Below are 20,605 nucleotides of genomic sequence, written 5' to 3'. Positions count from 1 at the left end.
TTCACAGGTTCTTGACGGCCGCGGCGGCACGCTCCACTGCCATGAAGACCTCACGAACAGCGCTCACGGTGATGGCGGTCCTGGCGCTGGCTGCCTGCGGGAACGACAAGGCGCCGGTCGCGTCCGATCAGCAGAGCGACAAGAGCCCGCTCGCGGAGTACATGGGCGACGGTTTCGTCAGCTCGTCCGGCGGCGGGTTCAAGATGGCGGTCCGGGCCGGCGGCGCTCAGCAACCGACCGAGGAGGACCTGGCCAAGCAGCGCAAGGTCGAGGACGCCACCGCCGCCTGCATGAAGACGGCCGGTTTCGAGTACGTCGCCGTACCTCCGGAGCAGAACGCGAAGAGCAAGTTCAGCGAGGCGTTCAACCTGCCGCCGGACAAGTTCGCCGAGCAGTACGGCTACGGCATCAGCACGATCGACTGGTCGAAGGCCGGAGAAGACGACTCGAACCCGAACACCAAGATTCGCAGCGCACTGTCGGCGGCCGCGCAGAAGGCCTACGACAAGGCGCTGAACGGGCCGAACGCGACCGGCAACGGCGCAGTCGTGATCGAGGGCGGCAAGGACGGCCCGAGCTCGAGCGGTCAGCAGGACATGGGATGTCGCGGCAAGGCGGTCAAGCAGGTGTACGGCGACGGCGCGGACCGGAACATCGACTTCAAGAAGTTCGACAGCCTGTTCAAGGACATCCAGGCGCTGCAGAAGCGGATCGACACCGACCAGCGCGTGGTGGACGCCACCAGCGCCTGGTCCGACTGCATGGCCGACGCCGGGCACTCCGGCCTCAAGAAGGTCGACGACCCGCGTGAGCAGATCCAGCAGAAACTCGACACGCTGACCGGGAACAAGCCGCCCGCGCAGGGCGGACCGTCCAAGACGATCACCGGCCCGCCGTCGTTCGACAAGGTCGACTCGGCGAAGCTGTCCGAGCTGCGCAAGTCCGAGATCGCCCTCGCGGTGGCGGACCAGAAGTGCAAGGCCAGTGGGTACGACGACGCGTACAAGAAGGTGCAGTACGCAGCCGAGAAGGAGTTCGTCGACCAGCACAAGGCCGAGCTCGAGGCGTACCGCGACGAGACGGCGAACCGGTGACCGCTTCGCCCAAGTCCCGCCGCCGGGTGCTGGTCGGAGTGTCCGCGGTGGCCACCGTCTCGCTCGGAGTCGGTGTCGCCGCGGGCAGCCGGATCAGCTCGCCGGAGGACGCCGCCGCGAAGACCGCGGCGCCGAAGGCGTCCCAGATCACCGTGCCGGTGGCGAAGAAGGCGCTGTCCAGCAAGGTGGTCGGTCGAGGCGACGCGTCGTTCGACGGCGCGGTGAACATCCGGGTCGAGACCAGCGGGCTGACGACACCGCCGATCGTCACCGGGAAGGTGCCGGCGGTCGGGTCGACGATCACCGAGGGCAAGGCGCTGCTCGAGATCACCGGGCGACCGGTGATCGGGCTGGCCGGCGTACTGCCGATGTATCGGACACTCTCGCCCGGGTCCAAGGGACCTGACGTGCTGCAACTGGAGCAGACGCTCGATCGGCTCGGGTACGACCCGGGGACGGTCGACGACCAGTACACGCTCGACACGTCGGCCGCGGTGGAGGAGCTGTACGAGAGCGCCGGGTACGAAGCGCCCGAGCCGGACGAGAAGTTCACGCAGGCCGTCGACCAGTCGAAGAACCAGGTCGACGCGGCGAAGAAGCAGCTCCGCGCCGCCCAGTCGCAACTCAAGTCGGCCAAGGCCGCGAAAGCCAAGGACACGTCGGTGCAGCAGGGCGCTGTGGACGACGCGGAGGAGAACCTCGCGGACGCTCAGGAAGCGGCGAACGAGGCCGAGTTCAAGGCCGGAACGCCGCTGCCGGTGTCCGAAGTGGTCTACGTGAAGACGCTCCCGCGCCGCGTCGACGACGTGAAGGTCGAGCGCGGCGGAACCGTGAGCGGCGTGGTGATGTCGGCCAGCGGTGCGTCGCTGGTCGTCACGGTCAAGGTCGACGCGGAGACCGCGCAGCGGCTGAAGGCAGGTATGGCGGCGACGCTCGATCTCGGTGACAGCGTGTCGGTCGCCGGGAAGGTCCGTCGGGTCACGAAGAACGGGAACCAGTACGACGTGGTGGTCGCGCCGAACGCGTTGACCGCGAGTCAGCTGGCCCTGCTGCGGGACGCGAACGTGCGGGTGACGATCCCGATCAAGAGCACCAGCGGCAAGGTGCTCGCCGTACCGGTCGCTGCCCTGTCGTCCGGATCCGACGGCGCCTCGCGGGTCGAGGTCCTGCGGAACGGGCAGGTGGAGCTGATCCCGGTCACGGTCGGGCTGACCGCGGACGGGTTCGCGCAGGTCACGCCGAAGGGCGACGCGAAGTTGTCCGACGGCGACCAGGTGGTGGTCGGGCGATGAGTACCGCGGTCGCGTTGCCGGCGCCGGTGGTCGAGATGATCGGCGTACGGCGGTTCTTTCCAGGGCCGCCCGAAGTACAAGCGATCAACGGGATCGACCTGATCATTGGGCAAGGGGAGTATCTGTCGATCGTCGGGCCGTCCGGATCCGGGAAGTCGACGTTGCTGCATCTGCTCGGGTTGTTGGACAACCCAACGGGTGGGGTGTACCGGCTCGACGGCGTGGACACGATGAGCCTGCGCGAGCGGCGGCGCGCCGTACTGCGGGGGGAGCGGATCGGGTTCGTGTTCCAGTCGTTCCATCTGCTCGACCACCGCACCGTGCTGGAGAATGTGGCGCTCTCGATGGTGTACGTCGGGGTGCCGCGACGGCAACGGATGGCGCGGGCGCGGGTGGCGCTGGATCGGGTCGGGCTGTCGCACCGGATGGAGTTCGCGCCGACCACGCTCTCCGGTGGTGAGCGGCAGCGGGTCGCGATCGCGCGGGCGCTCGTCGCGGAGCCCAGTCTGCTGCTCGCGGACGAACCGACCGGCAACCTGGACAGTGCGAACGCGGAGGCGATCCTGCAAGTGTTCGACGAACTGCACTCGGAGGGGATGACGCTGGCCGTCATCACCCACGACGACCACGTGAGCCGCCGGGCGCAACGCCAGGTCCGCATCGTCGACGGAACCCTCAAGTGGTAACCCAAGCAGGCCCCCCGGATCCCGCCGGCGGGCCGTCCACGTCCCGGCGTCGCCGGCTCAGATCCCGTCCCGCCGTGCGGGATCTGCTCGACGAAGCGCTGGCCGGCGTCGCCGCCCGGCCGACTCGGCTGATTCTCACCACGCTCGGCACCGTGCTCGGTGTCGCTGCGCTGGTGGGAACAGTCGGGCTCGGGCAGACCGCGGCCGGGCAGATCACGCAGCGGTTCGATCTGGCCGCAGCCACCCGGGTGGTTGTGCAACCGGACGACAAAGGTGGGCAGGAAGGGGAGGCGGCGACGCAACTGCCGTGGGATGCGCCGGACCGGATCAAGCGGCTGAACGGCGTGGAAGCGGTCGGAACCGTCAGCAGCCTCGAGATCGGTGACGACCTGGTCGAGAACGTCACCGGCCTGGACGGCGGTACGGGCAAGGCTCTCCAGGTGATGGCCGGATCCTCCGGTCTCTGGGACGCCGTACGCGCGGTGCTCAAGACCGGCCGGTTCTTCGACGACGGTCACGACCAGCGTGCCGACAAGGTGGTTGTCCTGGGCAAGCACGCGGCGGAGCGACTCGGTATCAACCGGGTCGACGCGCAGCCGGCCGTGTTCATCGGCGACGAGCCGTACACGGTGATCGGGATCCTCGACTCGGTCACCGGCCGCGCCGACCTGAACGACGCGGTGATCATGCCGAACGGGACGGCGCAGCAGGCCTACAACCTCGAGTCGCCCGACGCGGTCGAGATCCGTACGGCGGTCGGCGCCGCGCAACTGATCGCGGAGCAGGCCCCGATCGCGATCGAGCCGAACAACCCGAGCACCTTGAGCGTCGACGCTCCACCGAAGCAGGGCGCCGTACGACAAGGTGTGGAGTCCGACCTGAACGCGTTGTTCCTGCTGCTCGGCGCGGTCGCGTTGCTCGTCGGCGGACTCGGCATCGCGAACGTCACGCTGCTGTCGGTCCTGGAACGCATCTCCGAGATCGGTCTGCGCAGAGCACTCGGCGCGGCCCGAAGACACATCGCGGTTCAGTTCCTGGTGGAGAGCGTGATCGTCGGTTTCCTCGGCGGACTGCTCGGCACGGCGGTCGGCGTCATCCTCACCGTTGGCGTGTCCTGGGTCCGTGACTGGACGCCGATCCTGGACAACCGGCTCGCGTTCGGTTCACCCCTGCTGGGTGCGTTCATCGGTCTGGTCGCCGGCACCTATCCCGCCTGGAAGGCCTCCGCCATCCAGCCGATCACCGCCTTGCGAGGCACGTGAGTACACCAGGGCGGTGATCGCGAAGCCGACCACGATCAGCGCCAGCACCGGGTAGGACTTCCCGCTGTCGGGCAGGATCGCCGCGCCGAGTGCGGCCGCGGAGACCTGCCCGACGTTGAAGATCATGTCGTACAGCGAGAACACCCGGCCGCGGTACACGTCGTCGACACCCGTCTGCACGAGGGTGTCGACGCTGATCTTGATGCCCTGCGCGCAGAACCCGGTCAGGAACCCGCCGACCACCATCGCGGGCTGGGTGTAGAGCCCGATCGGTACGGCGCTCACCACCGCCGCGGCCGCGAACAGCAGCGTGATCCACTGCCGCAGCGCCATCACCCGAGTGCCCCACGGCGTGATCAGTGCGGCGACGAACAGGCCGGCGCCGACCGCACCGGTCGCGATCGCGAGCCCGCCGAACGCTTGATCCAGCTGGCCGGGCCCGTAGAAGTGGTTGCGGTACAGCAGGATCATCGCGACCGTCATCAGCCCGAAGAAGAACCGCAGTGACCCGATCGCGGCGAGGCCGAGTGCGGCCTGCCGGCGCTCGCGGAGGTGCCTGCCGCCGTCGACGAGACCGGTCGCGATCGTGCGGAGTGCTTCGGTGATGCCGGGCTCGTCGCCGCTCAGGTCCGGGCCGAGCTGGTCGCGCCGCAGCCGGAGGGCGAGGAGGGCGGCGGCCGTGTAGATGACGACGGTCAGCCCGAGGACGATCAGGTCGGAGTCGACGAGCAGCTTCACCCCGGCGCCGATCCCGCCGCCGATCAGGAAGAACGCCGTACCACTTGTTGGCGTGACCGCGTTGGCCATCACCAGTTCGTCGCGCTCGACGACGTGCGGGAGGCCGGCGGACAGACCGGAGAGCAGGAAGCGGTTGACGCCGAGGGTGAGCAGTACGGCGAGGTAGAACAGTGCACCCGCGTTGTCAGCCGCGACAATCACGCCGACGCCGATGACGAGAGCGGCCCGGGTCAGATTGGCGCCGAACAGGATCTGGCGGCGCGACCAGCGGTCCAGCAGTACGCCGGTGAACGGTCCGAGGACCGAGTACGGCAGCAGCGAGACCGCGAACAGGCCCGCGATCGCAGCGGCATCCGGTGCCCGTTCCGGCGAGAACAGCACGTACGACGCCAGCGCGACCTGGAAGACCCCGTCCCCGCACTGGGACGTCAGCCGAACCGCAAACAACCGCCGGAAATCACGCCGCCGCAACAGCGTCCGCAAATCCCGCATGAACCGCACGCCTGCACTGTAGCCGTGGGTGGGCCTGCGCTGAGCATGCTGAGGGCCGAGCCGATCAGTAGGTTCTGAGCTCAACGGGTCCGACACAATAGAACCGAGGTCTTGGATTCAGGGCACTAGCGGAGGGAATTTCCAACGCCGCCTCTCAAGAAGAGACGAAAAGTAGATCATGGTGAGTCCCGCCGTCAGGAGGGCTTCGGAACCGATCAAAATCCAAGAGAGTGGTTTGAATGTATCCGCACGAAAAGAACTCAAGTACAGAGCGATTGAGAGTGGTGTCGGTGCTACGAACGCCAATAGGAACACGATAGCCTCCGCAGTTCGCCGCAGAGCTGCCGACGTCAGTCCTTTGATACTCGATTCCCATGATACCGACGATCTGGACGCCCTCGCATTCTGCTCGAGATATCGCGCGATTGCGGTGACCTTGTCGTCGTTGGAGAGGTACGCCCATCCAAGGATTGTCGTGATCCATGGAATCAGCAGCCATGCATACTGACGTCCTTCGACTTGAATCGCCAGCGATGACGTCAGGCCGATCGCTACGACGTTCAGATTCAAAAAGTTGTCTCGCTGCTTTATCCGCTCTAACTGTTCGCCCTTCAAAGCGGAATACTCCGCGCTGTCCAAGAGTGAGCCCCGAGAACTGCGGGGCCGGCTAGTGAATCGCATCGGAATCCAATCGGTTGGTAGATGGGCTCTGCAGGTCAGGCTATTCCCATGGAACCTCCTTCAAGTCTGTTGTAGAAGGCGGGATCGAGCTAAGATCGGAGCAGAGTTCGCGCACGCGCGTCATCGGCGTCAGACGTAGTGCTCGATGGGGGGATCGAGATGCCGCAGGTCTCTGTGGAAACGGCGATCATAGGTGCCGGGCCGGCCGGTCTCGCCGCAGCTCAGGCGCTCCGAGGTGCAGACGTTCTCGTCCTTGAGGCCGGGCCGGTGGTGAGCGACAGATCGCAAGATGATCCAGCGACTCTGCTCGAAGGGGTAGGGGGCGCAGGCTTGTACTCAGACGGCAAGTTTTCATTCTGGCCATCTGCCACCGTTGTCTGGGAACTGGATCCGCATCTACTTGATCGGGCGCAGCGGTCGCTCGACGGCCTTCTTGCTCGGCATGGCGTCGATATATCTTCAATCGGTCGAGTCGTTGCGGGGATATCACCGACGAAAATCAATCACGCTAGTGTTGATAAGCACTATCCATCGATTTACGTGCCGCTCGACGTACGTGCCCGGATGATATCGGAACTGTCTGGCGGCGTTGATATCTTGACGGGCTCGCGCATATGTCGAATCACTCCCCAGCCAATCGGATGGATGCTCGATGGTGAGACGCATGGCGATGAGTTGAGGGTTGCATGTAGAAACCTAGTTGTTGCCGCCGGACGATATGGCCCACTTCTAGTGCAGGACTGCTTGCCAGGCAGGGCGCAAACGCCAATCAGGGTTGAGGTAGGTGTCAGAATTGAGCAGCCAGCCGAGAATTTCTTTCTGAAAGACCATCCTAGACTCGATCCTAAGTTGATCTATCGAAATGGTGATCGATCTGTTGAATGGCGAACGTTCTGTTGTTGTAGAAATGGCGCGGTTGTGACCGGGAGGTCGTATGGCATTGAGAGCGTCTCAGGCCACGCGGATGGGCCGCCTACCACGCAATCAAACGTTGGATTCAATGTCCGTATTCTGGACAATAGATCGATTGAGGCTGAATGGCCCAGCATGCGCGAGCGCTTGACGCGCACGCATGGACTAGTTCGATCGGAATTGGGATCGTTACTAGGTGGAAGTACCCGGCTACCCTCTGAGACCGCTATGCTCACCGAAGTACTAGGGCGAACGATGTCGGCGCGCCTGTCTGCGGGACTTGCAGTACTGGTGCAAGAATTTCCCCAGGGTCGGCTCGAACAGGCATCCATCGCTGGACCGACCGTGGAGGGCGTGGGAATGTATCTTCGACACGATTCACGACTCAAGACTCCGCTGCCTCGACTTTGGGTGGCCGGTGATTCGGCAGGGGACTTCAGAGGGCTCACTGCAGCGCTGGTCAGCGGGTACGTTGTGGGTAACGCAATCTCGGGGCCGTCAGATGGAGGCGGCGAATGAGTGGCCCTGTTGTCTACACGGCACAATCGAAGCAGTACTTCTACTGCCGAGATGCGATCTGTGAGTTTGTGTTTCAGAGAGGCGCTGTCCCGCTCAACCCGTTCCGGGCCTTCGACTATTTTCTATCTGACCGGGTTCCGCGGGACGCGGTACGTGATGCGAATCATGCGCTGCTCAACATAAGTGATGAAGTGTGGGTGTTCGGTGAAACGCTCGCAGACGGCGTCCTGATTGAGATTGCACAAGCAGAGCACGCCAAGATGCCTATACGATACTTCTCGATAGACAATCGCGCTGATTGCATTCGAGAACTGGCACCGAATCGTCTAGATTTCGAGGGCGAGGTCTATTCGACCAGCGGCATGGGCCGGCAGGAGATCCTGAAGTATCTCCTCAATGGCTCGACCGAGTTCGTCGCCTCGGCTCTAGGTCGCAGAGCCGAGGTGCCGGGCGCTGTATGAGAATGCCCTCTATCTACACTTCCTGGACCGTGAGCTAAGCCAGGCCGCATCGTGGCGGCCTCCCGCAGCGGAGATGATCCGCCTGCTGAGACTTCTGTCGCTATTCACCGATGCGGACTTCTACTGTGGGCTGTCCGCGCTGTATGAGAATGACGCAGTCGCGGGGCCTGTGTTACGTGAGCTTGAATTGTTGACCCGCACCGGCAATCTGGCAGCATTCAGTCACGAGTTGAGCCGAGACGAGTTCTTAGAGTCGAGGCGCAACGCATACGAGTACGACGCCGCACGATACCCGAACTACTTCTCGACAAACGATTCGGTGCCGCTCTTCGCGCCGACAAGATTGAAGCCTCTCGGCAGCACAGCTCCCCTGCATCGGGAGCTGTTGATCTGGGCTGACGAATTGCCTCGAACGAGTGGAAAGTGGCAGCCGGTTGCATTGGGTCTCGCTGATCCGGTCGGGAGTGCTTTGCGGAAACGAGAAGGTCAGGCAATTACCTTCTCGTATTTCCGACCCGAATTAGGTGCTCTCGCACAGAAAGCCTCTGTGGAGTATCGGGTTCGCCGGAAGATTAGCGAAGCATTCACAAGAGACTATATGCAGGTCGGTAATGGTGATATAGCGACAGGAATTTCCGGACTTCAGTTCTTCGATAGCTTGTCTATTTCATTTCCGGCATACGACATTCCTGTTTTGGGGCACCTCGCCTACATCCTTGGTTGCTCCGACCTTGTGAATCCACAAACGACACCTTTCGCTGCATTTGAACCACTGGTCCTACAGCGACGCGAAATACAGTTCTACTCTGCCGGGGTGGGGGTGCGGTGGCTGATCGATGGATTGAGCCGGTGGGTTGCGAAGTTCCTATCGCCGACTGGCGGCATCGAATCGATACCCAGTCAGGACGTCAAGCGAGCGCGATTGCGTGCAATTTTGCAAGATGCCGCCCGAGCGACTGGAGTGATGTCTCTCGCGACCCCATGGCATCCAGACGTCGTGGGAGCTCACATGAATGACGCAGTTGCCCGGTTGGCGCGTTCGCTTGGTGACCGTCACGCAGACTTGCGGACGATATTCGAGGAATCTCCTTGGGGGCAGTCGGTGGAGCAGATCGATGTGCTACTCGTGACGGTAAATGACGCAGAGACGAATGCGCTCGACGTTGCCCTTCAGGAAGCCGGATTCAGGGATCGAACCGTCTTCTACACAAATAACTCGTACCACATTTATGCGGGCGTCGCAGGAACGGTCGTGGCGGCTGTGAGATCAGGAATGAGCAGCCGCGGCACAGGAGGATCGACTCTGACCGTACGCGAGGCCATCGATGACCTGCGACCCGCGTATGTGATCGCGGTGGGAGTTGCATTTGGGATGAAAGAGTCGCAAGCGATTGGCCAGGTATTGATTTCTCGGCAGTTGGCCGACTATGAGTTGCAGAGAATGGGCACGAACGAGGGAAACCCCCATGTAGTTGACCGTGGCTCGAGAGTTGACGCCCATCCGCGGATTCTTGGGCGCTTCCTGGCGGCCTCCCTGGGTGGACATGGGTTCGATGTTCAGGTCGGGCAGGTAATCTCCGGAGATAAGCTGATCGACAATTTGGGTTTCCGCCAGGCCCTCGCTGAACGCTTTCCAGAAGCGATTGGAGGTGAGATGGAAGGCGCCGGGATTCAGGCGGCGGCAGACAGAGAGGGAACGCAATGGCTGGTCGTCAAGTCGGTCTGTGATTATGCGTTTGGCAAGAGTTCCGATAAAATGAAGCGTCAAGCGATAGCTGCAGACTCTGCGGCTCGGGCGGTCGTGCACGTGATATGTCAAGGTGGATTACGAAAAGGCTTATAGATCACGCGGCAAGCGCAATTTGACACCTCGGCGCAGCGAAATCATCCGCGCATGTGCGGGACTGGTGAGACCGTCGCCCGGAACAATAGACCCGCACGTCGTGACGATTGATCTCGTGGCCTGACTCTGCAGGTGCCGTCAACCTTCCGCACGATGGAGGCGTTGGGCGGCGGTATCGCCCCGCTTCCCGACCGGCTCGACACCGGTGACCTTGCCGAGGCCGAGGAGCGGCATGTTGCCGTAGATGGTTTCGGTGTTGCCGGCCGGTACGACGTACGTCTCGTGCCAGATGCCGACCGCGCCGCTCTTGAACGAGTTGCGGAAGTACTCGACCCAGGCCGGCCGGTGCGTGCGGCCGGTGTCGTTCGCGAACGCCTGGAGCTTCTCCACCGACTCCCAGTACTGGATCAGCGTGATCCCGCGCCACGTCGGCAGCGTCCGGAACCCGAGCAGCCCGCTCTCATTGTCCTTCATCAGCTCCCGCAGCATCGGCCCCATCGCGCGGAACACCGGCAGCCACTCACGCACCTTGACCAACGAGTTGACCCGCATCCCGATCAGGAACACGACCACCTCCCCGTCGTACACCGCCGTCTGCCGCCCCGCGATCACCTCACCCATACAGACAGTCCACCACGGCAGAACGAGGGCGGGAATTCAATCCTCTGTAAAGGCCTGGGACGGACGCGCCGGAGCTGATTGCATGGCCGGTCGGGAGCGGTAGGGTCGTTCTGCCGGTGTCACAGTCCGTTGTGTACCGGTTACGATGGCTACTCAGTTCTGAGCCGCAGCGCGGATGGGAATTTCATGGCTGAATCGCAGGATGCCGACGTCGACCCGCGGATGTACGAGCAGTTGAAGCTCGACCGGCCGCACGGCGCCCGGGTGTACGACTACTTCCTCGGCGGGAAGGACAACTTCGCGATCGACCGGCAGGCCGCCGAGCACTTGCTGCAGGCGTTCCCGGGCTTCCGCACCGCCGCCCTGTCGAACCGGATGTGGATGCACCGCGCGGCGAAGTACGCCGCCGAGCAGGGCATCACGCAGTTCCTCGACGTCGGCACGGGTATCCCGACCAGCCCGAACCTGCACGAGGTCGTCCAGAAGATCACCCCGGCGGCGCACGTGGTGTACGCCGACAACGACCCGATCGTGCTCGCGCACTCGCGCGCGCTGCTGGTCAGCAAGCCGGAAGGCAAGACGGCGTACCTCGAGGCCGACGTCACCGACCCGCAGGCGATCCTGGCGTCCGAAGAGGTCAGGGAGCTGATCGACTTCAGCAAGCCGGTCGCGCTGAGCATCGTCGGCGTCTTCCACTACCTGCCGGACGCCCTGAAGCCGTACGACCTGGTCCGTCAGCTGGTCGAGCCGCTGGCCCCGGGCTCGCTGCTGATCTTCTCGCACTGCACCCCCGACTTCGCGCCGGACCTGTGGGAGCGGGCGATGGTGGTCTACAAGGCCGACGGCGGCGACGCACAGGTCCGCAGCAAGGAAGAAGTCACCGAGTTCTTCGAGGGCACCGAGCTGGTCGAGCCCGGCGTCGTGTCGCCGTTCCGCTGGTACCCCGACGACGAGACGCAAGCCCTGGTCGACAAGGGCGAGTTCACCGACATCATGTGCAGCCTGTGGGTGGGTGTCGGCCGCAAGCCGTGAACCGTAGCGCGTACCCGCACCACCTGGCGATCACGCTGCGGTGGAAGGACAACGACGTCTACGGGCACGTCAACAACGTCGAGTACTACAGCTTCTTCGACACCGTGATCAACGACTTCCTGATCCGCCTCGGTGGGCTCGACATCCATCGCGGCGACGTGATCGGGTTGTGCGTGGACTCGCAGTGCACGTTCAAGCAGCCGCTCGAGTTCCCCGGCGTCGTCGACGCCGGGTTGCGGTGCGGGCAGCTGGGCAACTCCAGCGTGCGCTACGAGATCGCCTTGTTCCGTGAGGGCTCGGACGAACCGGCCGCGACCGGTCGGTTCGTCCACGTCTTCGTCGGGCGGCACGACCGCGTCCCGGTCCCGGTACCGGACGAGATCCGCGCGGCTCTCGAAGGGATCACGGGATGATCGTGCGCGGCGCCGTACTGCGGGAGATGGGCCTGCCGGCGCCATACGCCGAGTCGCGGCCGCTGCACGTGGAAGAGCTGGAGCTCGCGCCGCCGGGTCCGGGGGAGTTGCTGGTCCGGATCCGCGCGGCCGGGTTGTGCCACTCGGACCTCTCGGTGATCGACGGATCGCGACCACGCGTGATGCCGATGCTCCTCGGCCACGAGGCCACCGGCGAAGTCGTCGCGTCCGAGGCCGCGGGGTTTGCAGTCGGCGACGTGGTCGCTTGTGCGTTTGTGCCCGCCTGCGGCACCTGCGCCCCCTGCGCCGAAGGCCGCCCCGCGCTATGCGAGCCAGGTGCCGCCGCAAACACCGCCGGCACCCTGCTCACCGGCACCCACCGCCTCGACGGCGTACACCATCATCTAGGCGTTTCCGGGTTCGCGGATCATGCGGTGATCTCCGCCCATTCGGCAGTGAAGATCGATCCGTCGCTCCCACCGGAAGTCGCCGCGCTCTTCGGTTGCGCCGTGATGACCGGCGTCGGCGCGGTGGTGAACACGGCACAGGTCCGGGCCGGACGCAGCGCGGTCGTCTTCGGACTCGGCGGCGTCGGGCTGTCCGCGCTGCTCGGCGCCGTTCTCGTCGGAGCGCATCCGATCGTCGCCGTGGACGTCGTACCGTCGAAGCTCGCTCTCGCCCAGGAGTTGGGTGCCACTGCGATCGTGGACGCCCGATCCTCTGACGCCGTCGAGCAGGTCCGTGCAGCGACGGCCGGCGGCGCGGACTATGCGTTCGAGACGGTCGGGAGCGCGAAAGTGCTCGAGCAGGCGTACGCCGCCACGCGACGCGGCGGGACCACGGTCACCGTCGGACTGCCGCATCCGTCGCAGACGTTCAGCGTGCCCGCGGTCAGCCTGGTCGCGGAGGAGCGCACAGTGAAGGGCTCGTACCTCGGCTCGTCGGTGCCGTCCCGCGACATCCCGCGGTACGTCGCCCTGTACCGAGCCGGCCGCCTACCCGTCGACCGGCTCCTGACCGCGACGGTCGGGCTCGACGACCTCAATCAGGCCTTCGACGACCTGGCCGCCGGCTCGTCGATCCGTCAGGTGTTGCTCTTCTGAAGGTTCTCGGCGGCCTTCTGGAACGTCTGGTCGTTGCGCTCCCGAGCCTCGTCCGTGTAGTTGTCACCGAAGAATTCGGCGGTCGGGACCTGCCGGATCTCCAGCAGCCCGGAGGTTTCGGGGTCGTCGGTGCCGCGGGCGTCCGCCGCGACACAGCGCCAGCCCCACTCGACCGCCTCCTCGCGGGACGCGACCTCGATCAGGCAGAACCCGGCGATCAGCTCCTTGGTCTCGGCGAACGGACCGTCGACCACCCGGCGCTTCCCGGCGTCCAGTTGCAGCCGGAAGCCGTGTGAGCTCGGCAGCAGCCCGTCGCCCGCGAGCAGGACGCCTTTCTCCGCCATCTCGGCCATCACCAGGCCCATCGCGGTCAGGCCCTCCTCGGTCGGCGGCTGTCCTGCCTCGGACTCTTCGCTGGCCTTGAAAATCATCATGAACCGCATCGGGGACCCTCCCAAGTCGACGTTAAATCCCGAGTCGAATCTATACAGCGGTGCGGGCTTTCGGGCAGGCTACGCACAGCGAGTTCGCGTACACCGCTCGTGAGTATGTCAAGTGAGGCACGCCGGAGTACCTGAGGAGTTCCCGCCCATGCCAAACCGCCCCCGCCCTCGTTCCCGCCCCAAGACCCGCCGCATCGCTGGCCTGGCCTGTGCCGGCGCCGTCGTCTTCGGATCCCTGGCCGTCGTCGTCGGTAACCAGGCCGACGCCCAGCAGCCCGCTCCGCTCCCCATCGACCAACTGCTCGGCCAGGAGCTCCAGGGCAAGGCCGCACTCGGCCGCGTCCAGTCCCGGCTCGCCGAGATCGCCGACCAGAACAAGTTGTCCACAGACCACCTGCGGCAGATCCTGGCGAGCGACCGCACCGCCTGGCTGGACCGCGGCGGCAAGCTGTTCTACCGCGAGCCGGTCGCCACCGCGGCCGAGCGGAAGACCGGATCCGCGGCATCGCCCCGCTGGGCCACGCAGGCGGTCGCCGCCGCGACCGGTCCGGCGTTCGAGCTGCACAGCAAGCCCGGGGCGAACCGCGTCATCTACCTCGACTTCGACGGCCACACGATCACCGGTACGGCGTGGAACACCAACGGCAAGCCGTCCACCGTGAACGTCACGCCGTACGACACCGACGGGAACACCGGCAACTGGAGCACGGCCGAGCAGGACGTCGTACGTGATGTCTGGGCTCGCGTCGCGGAAGACTACGCACCGCTTGACGTGGACGTGACGACGCAGCAGCCGGCCGCTGCGGCGATCACGCGGTCCGGTGCGTCCGACCAGCAGTACGGGACGCGGGTGCTGATCGACCCGACCACCTGGTACCAGTCCGGCTGCGGTTGCGGCGGGGTCGCGTACGTCGGCGTGTACGACAACACCAGCAACCACTCGTACTACCAGCCCGCTCTGGTCTTCACCAAGGGCGTCGGGACGGGTGCGAAGAACATCGCCGAGGCCGCGTCGCACGAGGCGGGCCACAACGTCGGCCTCTCGCACGACGGCACCGCGTCCGTCGGGTACTACTCCGGCCACGGCGCCTGGGCGCCGATCATGGGCGTCGGGTACTCGAAGGCGATCAGCCAGTGGAGCAAGGGCGAGTACAGCGGGGCGAACAACAAGGAAGACGACTTCGCGGTGGTCGGCCAGAACGGGCTGGCGCTGCGGGCCGACGACCACGGCAACGGTACGTCGGATGCCACCGCGTTGACGCTCGGGACGAGCGTGAAGGGTGTGTACGCCAACGACTCCGACGTCGACACCTTCCGGATCGACCTCGCAGCCGGCACCTTCAACTTCGCGGCCTCCGCGGCGGCGTCCGGCGCGGACCTGGACATCAAGCTCCAGTTGCTGAACTCGTCGGGTGGTGTGGTCGCCACCGCGGACCCGGCGGCCGGGCAGTCCAACTCGGCCACCCCGACCGGGCTGAGCGCGAGCATCAGCCGCCAGGTCGCGGCCGGCCGTTACTACCTCCGGATCGAGAACACCGGGTACGGCAGCCCGCTGAACACCGGCTACTCGACGTACGGCAGCCGCGGCGCCTACTCCGTCCGCGTCACCGCCGGCTGACACCTTGAGTCCCCCGGGGCCGTCGATCCCACCGAGATCGACGGCCCCGGGTCTTTGGGGGGAGCCGCCCACCCGGGGGGACGTGAGGAGGAACCCGTAGTGAGCAGAATTCGCCGCACCGGCGCACTTGCGTGTGCTGGTGCTGTTGTTTTCGGAGGTCTGGCTGTCGCGCTCGGCACCCAGGCCGATGCGCAACAGACACCGATCGACCAGTTGTTGTCGCAGCCGTTGGCCGGCGGCTCGGCGCTCGGCAAGGTGCAGGCGCGGCTGGCCGAGGTTGCCGCGCACAACGGCCTGCCGACCGACCAGTTGCGGCAGATCCTTGCCACCGACAAGACCGCGTGGCTCGATGCCGACAGCAAACTGTTCTTCCGCGAGCCCGGTCTGACCGCCGCGCAGAAGGCTCCCGAAGCGTCACCGCGCCGGGCGCGTACGGCGGTCGCAGCCGCGGCCGGCCCGGCGTTCGAGCTGCACAGCAAGCCGGGCTCGAACCGGGTCATCTACCTGGACTTCGACGGCCACACCATCACCGGTACGGCGTGGAACGCGTCGAAGGGCGTCGATCCCGTCAACGTCTCGGCGTACGACACCGACGGCGATCCGGCGAACTTCAGTACGGCCGAGCAGGACGTCGTCCATGAGGTGTGGGCGCGGGTCGCGGAGGACTACGCGACGTTCGACGTGGACGTGACGACGCAGGAGCCGGCCCAGTCCGCAATCGACCGGTCGGGCGCGTCGGACGAGCAGTACGGGACGCGCGTACTGATCGATCCGGACACCTGGTACCAGTCCGGGTGCGGTTGCGGCGGTGTCGCGTACGTTGGCGTGTACGACAGCACCAGCCAGCACGACTACTACCAGCCGGCGCTCGTGTTCACGAAGGGCGTCGGCACCGGCGCGAAGAACCTCGCCGAGGCCGCGTCGCACGAGGCCGGACACAACGTCGGCCTCTCGCACGACGGGACGTCGACGGTCGGGTACTACCAGGGCCACGGCGCGTGGGCGCCGATCATGGGCGTCGGGTACTACCGCGGCATCAGCCAGTGGAGCAAGGGCGAGTACGCCGACGCGAACAACAAGGAAGACGACTACGCGGTCGTCGGCTCGCACGGGCTCGCACTGCGCGCGGACGAGGCGGGTGACACTGTCGGAGACGCAGCCGCGCTCACCGTCGGTACGCCTGCGTCGGGCGTCATCGCGGCCGAGAACGACACCGACGTCTACCGCGTCGACGTGAGTGCTGCCGGCAACTACACCGCGACGGCGAGCTCCGCTCCGAGCGGCGGCAACCTCGACATCAAGCTGGACCTGCTGGACAGCTCCGGCGCGGTCGTTGCCTCGAACGACCCGGCATCCGGGCAGAGCGACGCCGGCACGCCGACGGGTCTCGGTGCGAGTGTTAGCGGCAGCCTTCAGCCGGGTACGTATTACGTGCGGATCGACAACGTGGGCTACGGCGATCCGCTGAACACGGGCTACTCGACGTACGGCAGTCGTGGCGCCTACACCCTCGGAGTTTCGCCCTCCTGAACCCTGTGGCTGGTCGGCCTCTGGCGGACCGACCAGCCACAGGCACCTTCTGGAGTGCGCGGCCTAGAGTTCGCGGTCGAGCGCTGCGGTCAGTGCGACCGGGCTGACCTCGAGCCGGTCGAAGCGCCAGCCCTTCTCGGTCCGCCGCGCGCCGTAGCGGTGTACGGCGGCTGCGATCGCCTCCGTCTTGTCGTCGAGGACATAGACCGCGAGGTCGTGCGCGCGCACGGTTGCGGTCTCGCCCTGGACCTCGATCACAAGATTCGACTTGTTGTGCAGCGTGCGGGCGTAGTCGTCGTGACGTGCCCGCACCAGGTTGACGATCGCCTCGATGCCGACGGCCTCGCCACCGCGAGACTTGACGACCACGTCCTCGGTGAACAGACGGTCGCTCTCGTCGTACCGGCGCTCGTCGATCCACAGGCTGTGGCGGGAGACCAGGTCGGCGAGTTCGCTGCGGTCGGCGAGCTCGCGGATGAGGCTTTCGGTGGCGGTCATATCGGGCTCCTTGAATAGTTAGCCGAACTAACGTTGGCTATGCCAACGAATGTAGGTCGTTAGTCCGACTAACGCAAGCGGCGTATGATGACGCGATGGAGGACGAGCTGCTTTTCGACCGTGGCACGGAGACGCCGGAGCGGATCAAGGCGCAGCTGTCACGGTTGGTCGGGCTGACGGCGGCGCAGACCGCCCGTGCCTCCGCCGAAGCGCTCCGGGCCATTGGGGCGCACAAGGATCACTTCGTGGTGCTCGCCGCGCTCACCGAGTTCGGCCCGGCGAGCCAGTCCGAGCTCGCCGGCCGCGCCCGCGTCTACAAGAGCGATCTCGTCGCGGTCCTGAACGAGCTCGCGGACGGCGGCTGGATCCGCCGTACGCCGGACCCCGCCGACAAACGCCGCAACGTCATCACGATCACGGACAGCGGCGTACGGCGGCTCGCTGAACTCGACCAGGTACTCGCTGGTGTGAACGCTCACATCACGGCGCCGCTGACCGTGGAGGAGCGCGACCAGTTGTTCGCGCTCCTCAACCGGGTCAACACCCACCTCGCGGGACCTACCTGATCAAGTGCTTGGCGGCCAGCTGAGCCAGAGCGGCCGCTTGGTCGCCGAGGACCGCGTCGTCGAACCGGACGAGGCTCGAATGGTTCGACGGAGCGTCCTCCTCGGAGACGTCGTCCGGCCGGGCGCCGACCATCACGAACGTGCCCGGCACCTCCCGCAGCACCATCGAGAAGTCCTCGGCGCCCATCAACGGGTTGTCCAGCTGCTGCACCCGCTCCGCACCGAACAGGCCGGTGAGGATGTCCGCGGTCTCCGCCGTACGGCCGGTGTCGTTCACCGTCACCGGATACTGCGGGTCGAGCCGCGCGTCGACCGTGCATCCGTGCGCCGCCGCGATCCGCTCCGCCAGTGCCGGCAGCTCGCGGGTCAGCTGCTCCAGCATCGCGTCCGACAGCGTCCGCACGGTCGCGCCGAGTCGGGCCGTGTTCGGGATGACGTTGATCGCGACGCCCGCCTCGAGCTGCGTCACCGTGATCACCACCGGGTCGAAAACGTTCACCCGCCGCGTCGCGTACGTCTGCAACGCCAGCACCAGCTCCGCTACCACCGGCACCGGGTCGATCGTCCGGTCCGGCGACGACCCGTGGCCGCCCTTGCCGTGCACCGTGATGTGCAACTGGTTCGAACTGGCCATGATCGTGCCCGGACGCAGCTGGAACGTCCCCCTCGCCGCCTGCGACCAGACGTGCAACGCGTACGCCGCGATCGGCTTGTCGCCCGTTGCGCTCAGCAGGCCCTCCCGGAGCATGCACCCGGCCCCGCCGAGGCCTTCCTCGCCCGGCTGGAACATGAAGATCACGTTCCCGTTCAGCTCGTCGCGATGCGCACTCAGCAACTTCGCCGCTCCCACGAGTCCCGTGGTGTGCAGATCGTGGCCGCAGGCGTGCATGTTCCCGTTCTCGGCGGCGTACGCGAGCCCGGTCTCCTCCACCACCGGCAACGCATCCATGTCACCCCGCAGCAGCACCGTCGGCCCGGGTTGACCGCCGCGCAGTACGCCGACCACAGAAGTCAGCTCCTTGCCGGTGCTGATCTCCAGCGGCAACCCGGCCACCGCGTCGAGCACCAGGGCCTGAGTCTTCGGCAGGTCGAGGCCCACCTCGGGAACCTGGTGCAGCTCCCGCCGCAGCTCGATCAGCCCGGGCGCGATCGCGGTGGCTTCCTCGACGAGACTCATCAGTTCGCTCCTTCGAATGCCCATTGGCCGGTGTTGGCCACGGTCCCCGGCCAGAACGCGGTCGCTCCGCCCACTGCCACGGACTTGTTGGTCGCGGCGACGGCGTGGTCGGAGTACAGCGTCAGGACCGGCATGTCAGCCTGCCACAGAGCCTGCAACTGGTTGTAGATCTTGTGCCGGGCGTCCGGCTTCGCCTCGGACTTGCCGGCCAGCAGCAGCTTGTCGCTCTCCGGCGAGTTGTACCCGGTCAGGTTGAAGGAACCGGTCGAGGAATACATGTTCGACACGTCCGGGTCGATGTTGAAGGTCAGGCCCATCAGCACCATGTCGTGGTCCTTCGCCCGCGCCTTGGCCAGCGTCGTCGGGAAGTCGTAGTTGGTCTGGACGACGTTCAGGCCGATCGCCTTGAAGTTCTGCAACAGGATGTCGGCCGACCGCTCCCGGATCTTGTTCCCGGTCGGTACGACGAAGTTGATCTTCCGGCTGAAGTCCCAGCCCGCCTCGGTGAGCAGCTTCTTCGCCAGGACCGGGTCGTAGCTGACGGTCTTCAGGCTCTTGTCCAGGAACGGGCTCTGGCTGGTGTACGGGCCGTCGATCACCTCGCCGTTGCCGAGCAGCAGTTCGTCGACGATCTGCTTGCGGTTGATCGCATGCGCGAGACCGGCCCGCAGCCGCGGGTCCGCGAACGTCTTCACGTTGAACTGGATGGTCTGGAACCCGATCGTCGGGTTGACCTTGGTGTTGACGTCCTTGAACGCCTGGACCGTCTTCAGGTCCTGGAACGGGATGTTCCCGATCCCGCCGCCGGAGTTCATCATGATCGACCCGGTCTGCAGCTCACCGGCCAGGTTCGAGGCCGGCATGATCTTCATGATCAGCTTGGCGATCTTCGGCGCACCGGCGTAGTAGTCCGGGTTGGCGGCGTACTCGATGCTCGCGTTCTGGGTGTACTTCGTGAACTTGTACGGTCCGCTCGTGACGTCGGGAAGTTGCGCGAACTTGCTGTCGTCGATCTGCGCCGGCGCGGTCTTCGCCAGCGTGTGCTCGGGCATGATCACCACCTTGGTGCCGATCATCTCCTTGACGTAGTTCGGGTCCACCGGGGTCTTCGTGGTGAACACGACCGTGGTGTCGTCCGGCGCGGTCAGCCCCGGTACGGCGGCCTGCCCCTTCGGAAGCTTGCCGGTGGCATCGACCCCGGTGAGCGCGGTGACGTTCCCGCCGAGCGTGGTGAGTGAGTCCCGATTGGCGATCAGGTTGATCGTGTAGACGACGTCCTTCGCGGTGATCGGCTGCCCGTCGCTCCACTTCGCGCCGGCGTGCAGCTTCACCGTGAAGGTCTTGTTGTCCTTGCTCTCGATCGAATCGGCCAGCTTCGGCACGAACTTCAGCGGCTCCGGCTGGTCCAGCAGCGTGTCCATCGCGAACCGTACGGCGAACTGACCGCCGACGTCGGACTGGTTGATCGGGTTGAAGCTGGCCGGCGGGTTCACGGTGCCGACGTACAGCGTGTCGCCGCCACCTCCGCCGCTGCCGGCGTTGCCCGTGCACGCGGTCGGTATCAGCAACAGGCCGATCGCGGCCAGTCCGGTGGTGAGCCGGTGGGTGGTCCGTGCAGACATAG

General features: G+C 65.7%; 19 protein-coding genes. 13 read left to right on the top strand and 6 right to left on the bottom strand.

The window, feature by feature from the left end:
• The first annotated feature begins 41 nt into the window (after positions 1-41).
• From OHB24_RS10855 to OHB24_RS10840, 4 genes are all read left to right on the top strand, one after another.
• Positions 42-1,094 carry a hypothetical protein gene (locus OHB24_RS10855; RefSeq protein ID WP_327638843.1) on the top strand — a complete coding sequence of 351 codons (1,053 nt, stop codon included), beginning with the start codon at positions 42-44 and terminating at the stop codon, positions 1,092-1,094.
• Positions 1,091-2,386 carry a peptidoglycan-binding protein gene (locus OHB24_RS10850; RefSeq protein WP_327638842.1) on the top strand — a complete coding sequence of 432 codons (1,296 nt, stop codon included), beginning with the start codon at positions 1,091-1,093 and terminating at the stop codon, positions 2,384-2,386. The genes OHB24_RS10855 and OHB24_RS10850 overlap by 4 nt, the downstream gene beginning before the upstream one ends.
• Positions 2,383-3,072, top strand: coding sequence for an ABC transporter ATP-binding protein (locus tag OHB24_RS10845; RefSeq protein ID WP_327638841.1), 690 nt, complete (start codon positions 2,383-2,385; stop codon positions 3,070-3,072). Before OHB24_RS10850 ends, OHB24_RS10845 begins: the two co-directional genes overlap by 4 nt.
• Positions 3,073-3,146: 74 nt before the next feature.
• A complete protein-coding gene (locus tag OHB24_RS10840) occupies positions 3,147-4,334 on the top strand; it encodes an ABC transporter permease (RefSeq protein WP_327638840.1) in 1,188 nt (395 codons plus the stop codon).
• On the opposite strand, the gene OHB24_RS10835 is transcribed toward OHB24_RS10840, so the two are convergent.
• Positions 4,236-5,564, bottom strand: coding sequence for an MFS transporter (locus tag OHB24_RS10835; RefSeq protein ID WP_327641041.1), 1,329 nt, complete (start codon positions 5,562-5,564; stop codon positions 4,236-4,238). The two genes, OHB24_RS10840 and OHB24_RS10835, sit on opposite strands and share 99 nt — an antisense overlap.
• Positions 5,565-6,404: 840 nt before the next feature.
• On the opposite strand from OHB24_RS10835, the gene OHB24_RS43280 reads away from it, so the two are divergent.
• The 3 genes from OHB24_RS43280 (at position 6,405) to OHB24_RS10825 (ending at position 9,980) form a co-directional block, all read left to right on the top strand.
• On the top strand, positions 6,405-7,676 hold the full coding sequence (locus tag OHB24_RS43280; RefSeq protein WP_442913961.1) for an NAD(P)-binding protein: 1,272 nt from the start codon (positions 6,405-6,407) through the stop codon (positions 7,674-7,676).
• On the top strand, positions 7,673-8,137 hold the full coding sequence (locus tag OHB24_RS10830) for a DUF7768 domain-containing protein (protein WP_327638839.1): 465 nt from the start codon (positions 7,673-7,675) through the stop codon (positions 8,135-8,137). The genes OHB24_RS43280 and OHB24_RS10830 overlap by 4 nt, the downstream gene beginning before the upstream one ends.
• A 73-nt stretch (positions 8,138-8,210) precedes the next feature.
• On the top strand, positions 8,211-9,980 hold the full coding sequence (locus OHB24_RS10825) for a 5'-methylthioadenosine/S-adenosylhomocysteine nucleosidase family protein (RefSeq protein ID WP_327638838.1): 1,770 nt from the start codon (positions 8,211-8,213) through the stop codon (positions 9,978-9,980).
• 138 nt (positions 9,981-10,118) lie between these two features.
• Here the strand turns inward: OHB24_RS10825 and OHB24_RS10820 are convergent, their stop codons facing one another.
• Positions 10,119-10,601 carry a DUF4188 domain-containing protein gene (locus OHB24_RS10820; RefSeq protein WP_327638837.1) on the bottom strand — a complete coding sequence of 161 codons (483 nt, stop codon included), beginning with the start codon at positions 10,599-10,601 and terminating at the stop codon, positions 10,119-10,121.
• A gap of 186 nt (positions 10,602-10,787) precedes the next feature.
• Between OHB24_RS10820 and OHB24_RS10815 the strand changes: the two genes are divergently transcribed.
• Genes OHB24_RS10815 through OHB24_RS10805 form a run of 3 tightly spaced genes read left to right on the top strand, consistent with a single transcriptional unit; the run spans position 10,788 to position 13,149 of the window.
• Positions 10,788-11,633 (top strand): SAM-dependent methyltransferase, encoded by an 846-nt coding sequence (locus OHB24_RS10815; protein WP_327638836.1) that lies wholly within the window; start codon positions 10,788-10,790, stop codon positions 11,631-11,633.
• Complete coding sequence (locus OHB24_RS10810; RefSeq protein WP_327638835.1) at positions 11,630-12,046, top strand: acyl-CoA thioesterase; 417 nt, start codon at positions 11,630-11,632, stop codon at positions 12,044-12,046. Before OHB24_RS10815 ends, OHB24_RS10810 begins: the two co-directional genes overlap by 4 nt.
• Positions 12,043-13,149: a zinc-dependent alcohol dehydrogenase family protein gene (locus tag OHB24_RS10805; protein ID WP_327638834.1), complete on the top strand. Its 1,107-nt coding sequence runs from the start codon at positions 12,043-12,045 to the stop codon at positions 13,147-13,149. Before OHB24_RS10810 ends, OHB24_RS10805 begins: the two co-directional genes overlap by 4 nt.
• Here OHB24_RS10805 and OHB24_RS10800 read toward each other — a convergent pair.
• On the bottom strand, positions 13,131-13,592 hold the full coding sequence (locus OHB24_RS10800; protein ID WP_327638833.1) for a YciI family protein: 462 nt from the start codon (positions 13,590-13,592) through the stop codon (positions 13,131-13,133). The two genes, OHB24_RS10805 and OHB24_RS10800, sit on opposite strands and share 19 nt — an antisense overlap.
• Before the next feature lie 148 nt (positions 13,593-13,740).
• Between OHB24_RS10800 and OHB24_RS10795 the strand changes: the two genes are divergently transcribed.
• Together OHB24_RS10795 and OHB24_RS10790 are read left to right on the top strand one after the other, a co-directional pair.
• Positions 13,741-15,210, top strand: coding sequence for a M12 family metallo-peptidase (locus OHB24_RS10795; protein WP_327638832.1), 1,470 nt, complete (start codon positions 13,741-13,743; stop codon positions 15,208-15,210).
• Positions 15,211-15,309: 99 nt separating this feature from the next.
• On the top strand, positions 15,310-16,740 hold the full coding sequence (locus OHB24_RS10790; RefSeq protein ID WP_327638831.1) for a pre-peptidase C-terminal domain-containing protein: 1,431 nt from the start codon (positions 15,310-15,312) through the stop codon (positions 16,738-16,740).
• Positions 16,741-16,803: 63 nt separating this feature from the next.
• On the opposite strand, the gene OHB24_RS10785 is transcribed toward OHB24_RS10790, so the two are convergent.
• Positions 16,804-17,238, bottom strand: a complete 435-nt coding sequence (locus OHB24_RS10785) for a nuclear transport factor 2 family protein (RefSeq protein ID WP_327638830.1) — start codon at positions 17,236-17,238, stop codon at positions 16,804-16,806.
• A gap of 95 nt (positions 17,239-17,333) precedes the next feature.
• Between OHB24_RS10785 and OHB24_RS10780 the strand changes: the two genes are divergently transcribed.
• On the top strand, positions 17,334-17,804 hold the full coding sequence (locus OHB24_RS10780) for a MarR family winged helix-turn-helix transcriptional regulator (protein ID WP_327638829.1): 471 nt from the start codon (positions 17,334-17,336) through the stop codon (positions 17,802-17,804).
• Here the strand turns inward: OHB24_RS10780 and OHB24_RS10775 are convergent.
• Positions 17,797-18,981 carry a M20 metallopeptidase family protein gene (locus OHB24_RS10775; protein ID WP_327638828.1) on the bottom strand — a complete coding sequence of 395 codons (1,185 nt, stop codon included), beginning with the start codon at positions 18,979-18,981 and terminating at the stop codon, positions 17,797-17,799. The genes OHB24_RS10780 and OHB24_RS10775 overlap by 8 nt on opposite strands.
• Entirely contained in the window at positions 18,981-20,603 is a 1,623-nt protein-coding gene (locus OHB24_RS10770; protein ID WP_327638827.1) for an ABC transporter substrate-binding protein, read from the bottom strand. Before OHB24_RS10770 ends, OHB24_RS10775 begins: the two co-directional genes overlap by 1 nt.
• Positions 20,604-20,605: the final 2 nt, after the last annotated feature.

Source organism: Kribbella sp. NBC_00482 (genome assembly GCF_036013725.1).
GTDB lineage: Bacteria > Actinomycetota > Actinomycetes > Propionibacteriales > Kribbellaceae > Kribbella.
Note: the sequence above shows the minus strand (reverse complement) of the source record. Positions and strands in the feature narration are given on the sequence as shown.